Source organism: Nostoc sp. (assembly GCF_036917555.1).
In the GTDB taxonomy this organism is placed as follows: Bacteria; Cyanobacteriota; Cyanobacteriia; order Cyanobacteriales; family Nostocaceae; genus Nostoc.
Map to the genome: position 1 here is coordinate 18046 of NZ_JBALDD010000045.1, position 8967 is coordinate 27012.

Annotated in this window: 3 protein-coding genes and 1 pseudogene; 2 read left to right on the top strand and 2 right to left on the bottom strand. The window is 44.6% G+C overall.

Annotated elements, in window-relative coordinates; translation table 11 throughout:
* The first annotated feature begins 54 nt into the window (after window positions 1–54).
* Complete coding sequence (locus tag V7K60_RS18095; protein WP_334927209.1) at window positions 55–3930, top strand: AAA-like domain-containing protein; 3876 nt, start codon at window positions 55–57, stop codon at window positions 3928–3930.
* Window positions 3931–4252: 322 nt separating this feature from the next.
* Here the strand turns inward: V7K60_RS18095 and V7K60_RS18100 are convergent.
* Both V7K60_RS18100 and V7K60_RS18105 read right to left on the bottom strand, forming a co-directional pair.
* Window positions 4253–4960: pseudogene (locus tag V7K60_RS18100) on the bottom strand (Uma2 family endonuclease).
* A gap of 124 nt (window positions 4961–5084) precedes the next feature.
* Window positions 5085–5789 carry a Uma2 family endonuclease gene (locus tag V7K60_RS18105; RefSeq protein WP_334927210.1) on the bottom strand — a complete coding sequence of 235 codons (705 nt, stop codon included), beginning with the start codon at window positions 5787–5789 and terminating at the stop codon, window positions 5085–5087.
* Window positions 5790–5971: 182 nt separating this feature from the next.
* Here V7K60_RS18105 and uvrA point away from each other — a divergent pair, with 182 nt between their 5' ends.
* Window positions 5972–8863, top strand: a complete 2892-nt coding sequence (uvrA, locus tag V7K60_RS18110; RefSeq protein ID WP_334927211.1) for an excinuclease ABC subunit UvrA — start codon at window positions 5972–5974, stop codon at window positions 8861–8863.
* The last annotated feature ends 104 nt before the right edge of the window (window positions 8864–8967 follow it).

Consider the following 8967-nt stretch of genomic DNA (forward strand, 5'->3'; position numbering starts at 1 on the left):
ATACCCTACCAAATTTGTATTTCATAATTTTTAATTTTTAATTTTTAATTGTTTATGACCCAGTACCAATATCAAGTCGGTGGTAGTCTTCCTCAAAATGCCCCAACTTATGTTAGACGGCAAGCCGACCATGACCTCTATGAAGGCTTGAAGGCTGGGGATTTTTGTTATGTACTCAATTCTCGGCAGATGGGGAAATCTAGCTTGCGGGTGCAGGTGATGCAGCAGTTGCAAACTGAGGGATTTGCTTGTGCTGCTGTTGATATTACAGCTATTGGGACGGCAGATATTACCCCAGAACAGTGGTATGCCGGGGTGATTGATACTCTGGCGGGAAGTTTTAATATTTATACAACTTTTGATTTAGATACTTGGTGGACTGATAACGGGTTGCTTTCACCAGTACAGCACTTTAGCAAGTTTATTGAAACAATATTACTTCAAACAATTACTGAAAAGATTGTTATTTTTATTGATGAAATTGACAGCGTTCTGAGTCTTTCATTTAACTTGGATGACTTTTTTGCCGTTATCCGCGATTGCTACAACCGACGAGCAGACCATTCTGAATATAATCGCCTCACCTTTGCTTTGATTGGAGTATCTACGCCCTCAGATTTGATTCAAGACAAACGCCGGACACCTTTTAATATTGGACAGGCAATTGATTTAACTGGCTTTCAACTCCCAGAGGCGCAACCCTTGGCGCGGGGATTGGCAGAAGTGGGTGATTCTCAAGAATTGATGCAGGTAGTGCTGAACTGGACGGGAGGACAGCCGTTTTTGACGCAAAAAGTTTGTAAGTTGCTGGTGCAGGGGGGGCTGGAGACTAGGAACTGGGGGCTAGAGGATAAAGACTGGGTGGAAGAGTTGGTACGCGAGGGGATTATTGAGAATTGGGAGACGCAAGACGAGCCGGAGCATTTGAAGACGATTCGAGACAGAATTTTGCAGAGTGGGGAACAGAGGACTGGGCGATTGTTGGGGTTGTATCAGCAGATTTTGCAGCAGGGAGAGATAGCAACTGATGATAGTCCTGAACAAACGGAACTGCGGCTGACGGGGTTGGTGGTGAAGCGGGAGGGGAAACTGCGAATTTATAACCAGATTTATACAGAAGTGTTTAAGCAGGAATGGTGTGACAAGATTTTAGCAAACTTGCGCCCCTACTCTGATACATTGAACGCTTGGGTTGAGTCTGAACGTCAAGATGAGTCGTGCTTGTTGCGGGGAAAGACTTTGCACGATGCCCAAGAATGGGCAATTGGTAAAAGTTTGAGTGACTTGGACTATCAGTTTTTAGCTGCTAGCCAAGAATTGGAAAAGCGTGATGTGCAGAAACGACTGGAAGCAGAGGAACAGGCAAAGCAGGTATTAGCAGAGGCGAACCGTAAAGCTAATCAACGGATTCGCATTGGCTCTGTGGTGTTAGGTTTTGCTCTGGTGGGGGCGGTAGCATCATTTATAGTTACTCAACTAAGTCTTCAGGCATCCAGGAATGCTATTGCAGTAGCAAAAATAGCAAAGGCAGAAACAAATAACGCCCAGAGAGATTTAAAAAACGCCAGGACAGAAACCGCAGCAACCAAGCAAGATAATCAGCGTATATCAGTTGAAAATAAACGGATATCGGAACAAGCGGTACAGATAAAATGGAATCTTAGTAACGCAACTTCAAAACTGAATGCAGCAAATGCCCAAGTGAGTCAGGCACAGCAAAACCTGAAACTAGCCCGAAACAAAGTGGCAGCAGCTAAGGCAAAGGTTAGTCAAGCTGAAGTACAGGCAAACCAAGCAAATCAACAACGGCAAGAGGCAGTCAATACCCGTAAAACTTCTCATGAGGAACTAAGAAAGGCAGAAGCAGGTAGAAAAGTTGCTTTAACGGCTACGCGATTGGAACAAGACGGAACAAATGCGTTGCAGTTGTTTGAGACTTCCAGGGAATTTGATGCTCTGCTATTAGCAATGCAGGCGGCAGGAAAATTAAAAAGTTTGCTCAAGGATAAACAATCTTTAGTAGACTATCCAGCATACAGCCCTTTGTTTAGTTTACAGAGAATTCTATCTAGTACTAATATTCGTGAACAAAATCGCCTGGAACGGCATAGATATTCGGTCAACAGCGTAGTTTTCAGCCCGAATGGCAAAACTTTAGCTTCCGCCAGTGATGACAACACCATCAAATTGTGGAATCTCGACACGCGCAAAGAAATTACCACTCTGAGTGGACATAGCGATTCGGCCAGAAGCATTGTTTTCAGCCCAGATGGCAAAACTTTAGCTTCCGCCAGTGCTGACAAGACCATCAAATTGTGGAATCTCGACACGCGCAAAGAAATTACTACTCTCAGAGGGCATAGCGAATTGGTCTACAGCATCGTCTTCAGCCCAGATGGCAAAACTCTAGCTTCCGCCAGTGCTGACAAGACCATCAAATTGTGGAATCTCGACACGCACAAAGAAATTACCACTCTGAGTGGACATAGCGATTCGGTCAGAAGCGTCGTCTTCAGCCCGGATGGCAAAACTCTAGCTTCCGCCAGTGCTGACAAGACCATCAAATTGTGGAATCTCGACACGCGCAAAGAAATTACCACTCTGAGTGGACATAGCGATTCGGTCAGAAGCATTGTCTTCAGCCCAGATGGCAAAACTTTAGCTTCCGCCAGTGCTGACAAGACCATCAAATTGTGGAATCTCGCCACGCGCAAAGAAATTACTACTCTCAAAGGGCATAGCGAATTGGTCTACAGCATCGTCTTCAGCCCAGATGGCAAAACTTTAGCTTCCGCCAGTTTTGACAACACCATCAAATTGTGGAATCTCAACACGCGCAAAGAAATTACCACTCTGAGTGGCCATAGCAATTGGGTATACAGCGTCGTCTTCAGCCCGGATGGCAAAACTTTAGCTTCCGCCAGTGCTGATAAGACCATTAAATTGTGGAATCTCGACATGCACCAAGAAATTACTACTCTGAGTGGGCATAGCGAATTGGTCTACAGCGTCGTCTTCAGCCCAGATGGCAAAACTTTAGCTTCTGCCAGTGCTGACAAGACCATCAAATTGTGGAATCTCGCTACGCGCAAAGAAGTTACTACTTTGAGTGGGCATAGCTTTTCAGTCAACAGCGTCGTCTTCAGCCCAAATGGCAAAACTTTAGCTTCTGCCAATGCTGACAACACCATCAAATTGTGGAATCTCGCTACGCGCAAAGAAATTACTACTTTGAGTGGGCATAGCTTTTCAGTCAACAGCGTCGTCTTCAGCCCAGATGGCAAAACTTTAGCTTCCGCTAGTGATGACAATACCATCAAATTGTGGAATCTCGACACAGGCAAAGAAATTACCACTCTCAGAGGGCATAGAAATTCGGTCAACAGCGTCGTCTTCAGCCCCGATGGCAAAACTTTAGCTTCTGCCAGTGCTGACAACAGCATTAAATTGTGGAATCTCGCTACGCGCAAAGAAATTTCTATCCTGACTGGGCATAGCGATGCGGTCAACAGCGTCGTCTTCAGCCCCGATGACAAAACTTTAGCTTCCGCCAGTGCTGACAAGACGATTAAATTGTGGAATCTCGACACAGGCAAAGAAATTTCCACCCTGACTGGGCATAGCGATTGGGTCAACAGCGTCGTCTTCAGCCCCGATGGCAAAACTTTAGCTTCCGGCAGTCGTGACAAGACCATTAAATTGTGGAATCTCGACACGGGCAAAGAAATTTCCACCCTGACTGGGCATAGCGATTGGGTCAACAGCGTCGTCTTCAGCCCGGATGGCAAAACTTTAGCTTCTGCCAGTTCTGACAAGACCATCAAATTGTGGAATCTGAATCTTGATGATTTATTAGCGCAGGGTTGCAGTTGGCTTAAGGGTTATTTGGCTAGCCATCCTGGTGCGGCTAAGGTGTGTTCGGGACGGTAGGGGGATGAAGGAGATGAGGGGGGTGAAGAAGCGATCGCCCTTTAATATTCAAAAAGAGCGATCGCTCAGTAAAAAAGAAATGTGATCGCAGTTCTGATCTCGGCGTTTCGAGTTCTGAACACCAATGACCGAGCAAAAAGGTCGAACTTCCGAGTTCCGAACGCCAACGGCCGAGCAAAAAGGTCGAATTTCCGAGTTCTGAACACGAACGGCCGAGCAAAAAGGTCGAAGTTTCGAGTTCCGAACACTAATGGCCGAGCAAAAAGGTCGAACTTCCGAGTTCCGAACACTAATGGCCGAGCAAAAAGGTCGAACTTCCGAGTTAAACCTCCGGTTCTACTCCCAGCGCTTTTAACTGAGAAGCTAATCTTTCTGCACGCTGGCGCTCTTTTGCTGCTAACTCCAAACCCCACAGTAATAGTTCGCCGTTATCATCCCACCAACGTAACCAATAGCCTGTGCGATTTTCTCGGCTTCCTTGCCATACGCCTAAAAACAAGTTCATTTCGGCAATCCAGTGACGATTATTTGCATCCGGTGTTTGCAGTTTATAACGTCCTAAATCATCTCACCGATAAACTTCTAAGACTCCGCCATCTGGTTCAAAAATGGCGTAGTTTGGCACTTGTAAAATCTGCTCATAATAAAACCATTTACCTGGGGGATAGGTTGGTTTACTCGAATACTCTCCACCTTCGGTATCTGAGAGAAATTCCATCACAATTACGGGAATATCACCTTGGAGTCGTGGGGTATAACTGCGCTTCACTTCTTCTCGTGAGACTCGAATAGATGATACATATCCCCAATCTGGCGCTTTGACCACAAATCGATTATTCAAGGTGGCGCAGATACCGTAGTTAGTGATGGTTAAAGCATCAGTGGATAGTCTGCTGGCAAGTTCCAAGCTTTCTGTTAAAGCAGCGGCCAAGAGTGGTTGATTAATGTTATCCACTGGCTCGTTGTCTAAAACAAAATCATCAGGTAACTTTTCCCAGGTGACATTGTGAGTGGCTGCATTGGCTAGCATAATCAGAATATCTCAAGTACAATTTCCATTTCTAATAGCCCGATTAAAAAATTGCATACGGCGTTACTCCTGAGCAAGCGTTTGCACTTCTTCTACTGACAATGCCAAAGCTTGGGCAATCTGTTCAATGCTCAAATTCATTTGCAATAATCGGGGTATGGCATCTCTTCTGGCTTGTTCTGCTTGTTCTGCTCGTTGCCGTTCTTGTTCGACGTTGCCGTTCTTGTTCGACGTTGCGAGAAATTTCTGTATAAGTTAAAAACCGTTCTCCATCAGGGCGATATAGCTGCAAACCCTCTGATGATGGAGCAAACCGAATTTTTAACCGAGGACTCACCCAATTTTCCATTTGGGGGATGACATCTAAACCGTCTTCACCATGCAACCAACCGTGCAAATTATTCCGATCAGGATCGTAAATGTAATACTCTTCCACACCATAGCGGTCATAAAAAAGTAATTTCTTGTCCATTTCTGTTTGAGTGTTGCTGGGAGAAAGAATTTCAAACACAACTTGTGGTGCAACTCCCTCTTCCTTCCATTGTTGATAGCACAGGCGATGTCTACGACGGGCTACGCCTACGCCTTTTGGTCTACCTAATACCACCATCACTTCTGGGGCGTTGACAACTTTGTTGCGTCCCTCTACCGGATACCAAAATAAATCCCCAGCGACAAATACATTTGGATTGTCGGCAAATAGCCACTCGATATTCTGCTTAATTTCTACAATCCAGCCAAACTGTATAGTATTATTAGCCACTGGTTGCCCGTCACTATCTGGGTAGATGACCTCTGGCTGGGTCGGCGGTTGGGTTTGCAATACCATAGCTTCGCCCTCAGAAGGATATTTAATCGGGATGCTTCCAAATTAGCAGACTCTTAAGTATGTCTGCGGCATGAATCTGGAATGATAACTCAATATAACAGTACTATTGTTCTACAATAAACCGATTAAAGATAGTATTATTAAGGACTGTTTCATCAGAAACTCCCTCTTCGCCGCCCAATATGTCAGACCAACAGCTAGCAGCATCCTTGAATGGACATCTTCCGTACCCCAGCCACAACAGCCAGAATACCATTCGGATTCGGGGTGCTAGGCAGCATAATCTGAAAAATATTGACTTGGAATTGCCACGCGATCGCCTAATCGTATTTACTGGCGTTTCTGGTTCTGGTAAGTCTTCCCTGGCATTTGATACCATTTTCGCTGAAGGGCAACGCCGCTATGTGGAATCCCTCAGCGCCTACGCACGGCAATTTCTCGGACAACTGGATAAGCCGGATGTGGAAGCGATTGAAGGCTTAAGTCCAGCAATTTCCATTGACCAAAAGTCAACATCTCATAACCCCCGTTCCACTGTCGGTACGGTGACGGAGATTTACGACTATTTGCGGCTGTTGTTTGGTCGGGCTGGCGAACCCCATTGTCCGATATGCGATCGCTGTATTGCACCCCAGACAATCGATGAGATGTGCGATCAGATCATGGAATTACCAGATCGCACCCGCTTCCAAATTCTTGCACCCGTTGTCCGGGGAAAAAAAGGCACACACCGTAAGCTTTTGTCAAGTCTGGCATCCCAAGGTTTTGTCCGCGTGCGAATCAATGGCGAGATCCGCGAACTGTCAGATTCCATTGAATTGGATAAAAATTTTACCCACACCATTGAAGTGGTAATCGACCGCTTGGTGAAAAAAGCTGATATTCAGGAGCGTTTGGTTGATTCCCTGTCTACGTGTCTCAAGCAATCGGGTGGGATTGCAGCCATTCTGGTCAGTCTGCTTGGTGACGACGGACAAGAAAAAGAAGAAGAATTAATATTTTCAGAAAACTTTGCTTGTCCAGAACATGGCGCGGTAATGGAGGAACTATCGCCGCGATTGTTCTCCTTTAACTCACCTTATGGTGCTTGTCCGCACTGTCATGGAATCGGGACTTTAAGAAGATTTGCACCAGACTTGATCGTACCTGACTGGGAAGCGCCAGTGTATGCTGCGATCGCGCCTTGGTCAGAAAAAGATAATTCTTATTATTTGGAATTACTCTATAGTGTGGGGCAGATTTATGGATTTGAGTTACAGACAAATTGGGGCAAACTGACAGAAGAACAGCAGCAAATTCTTCTGTATGGAGAAAAAGATGAACGAGCCGCAGAGACACAAAGAAAGCAGAGTTTTAAAGGTGCTATTCCAATTTTGCAACGCCAGTATGAAGGTGGTTCTGAATTAGTTAAGCAAAAATTAGAGCAGTATTTAATCGATCAACCGTGTGAAGTTTGCAAGGGTAAACGGTTAAAACCGGAAGCCTTAGCGGTGAAGTTGGGACAATATGGAATTTTAGAATTGACTGGGGTATCGATTCGGGATTGTCGAGAGAGAATTGAGCAATTCAAGTTGAGCGATCGCCAGTTACAAATTGCTGATTTAGTCCTGAGAGAAATCAAAGCTAGATTGCAATTTTTGTTAGATGTAGGTTTAGATTATCTCACCCTTGACCGTCCCGCCATGACCCTTTCTGGTGGTGAAGCCCAACGAATTCGTCTAGCAACGCAAATTGGTTCTGGTTTAACAGGAGTTCTCTACGTTTTAGATGAACCGAGTATTGGTTTGCATCAACGAGATAATGGCAGGTTACTCAAAACTTTAACTAAGTTGCGTGATTTAGGTAATACATTAATTGTCGTCGAACACGATGAAGAAACAATTCGTGCAGCTAATTACATAGTTGATATTGGCCCTGGTGCAGGAATTCACGGCGGAAATATTATCGCCCAAGGAGATTTTCAGGCGTTATTAGCAGCAGAAGATTCCTTGACTGGTGCATATTTATCAGGAAGGCGAGTAATTACCACACCAGCAGCACGCCGAGAAGGAAATGGGCGCAGTTTGGGAATTAAAAATGCCCATCGCAACAATTTAAGAAATATAGATGTAGAAATTCCACTAGGTAAACTCGTCTCCATCACTGGTGTGTCTGGTTCTGGCAAATCTACCCTGATTAACGAATTACTGTATCCATCTCTGCAACACCATTTAACTAAGAAAGTTCCCTTACCCAGACATTTGGATAAAATTCAGGGATTGAATGCGATTGATAAAGCGATCGTTATCGATCAATCCCCAATTGGACGCACACCACGTTCCAATCCTGCAACTTATACAGGAATTTTCGATGCCATTCGAGATGTCTTTTCCCAAACAGTAGAAGCCAAAGCTAGGGGTTACAAACCCGGACAATTTTCTTTCAACGTTAAAGGTGGACGTTGCGAAGCTTGTAGCGGACAGGGTGTGAATGTTATTGAAATGAACTTTCTCCCAGATGTTTACGTGCAATGCGAAATTTGTAAAGGTGCAAGATACAACCGCGAAACTTTGCAAGTGAAGTATAAAGATAAGTCTATTTCTGATGTTTTGAGAATGACAGTTGAGGAAAGTTTAGACTTTTTCCAGAATATTCCCAAAGCGATCGCGCGTTTGCAAACTTTATTTGATGTCGGGTTGGGTTATGTCCAACTAGGACAACCTGCGACTACTTTATCTGGTGGGGAAGCGCAACGGGTAAAATTAGCAACAGAACTATCTCGACGCGCTACAGGTAAAACACTTTATTTAATCGATGAACCAACAACAGGATTATCTTTTTATGATGTCCATAAATTATTAGATGTGTTGCAAAGATTGGTGGATAAAGGTAATTCAATTTTAGTAATTGAACACAACTTAGATGTAATTCGTTGTTCTGACTGGGTGATAGATTTAGGACCAGAAGGTGGCGACAAAGGGGGAGAATTGATTGCTGTGGGTACACCGGAGGAAGTTGCAAAAAATCCCAGGTCTTATACTGGGCAATATTTACAGCAGGTGTTGAAACAGTATCCGGCGGTGAAGAAGAAGTAGGGCGGTGAGCAATACTTCTCGGTTAAGAACAAAAACAAGGAAAAGTAATAATTGTTGACCAAGTAGTGCGCGAGAAAAAACTGGTGCTGCTAAAAGATTTCTCC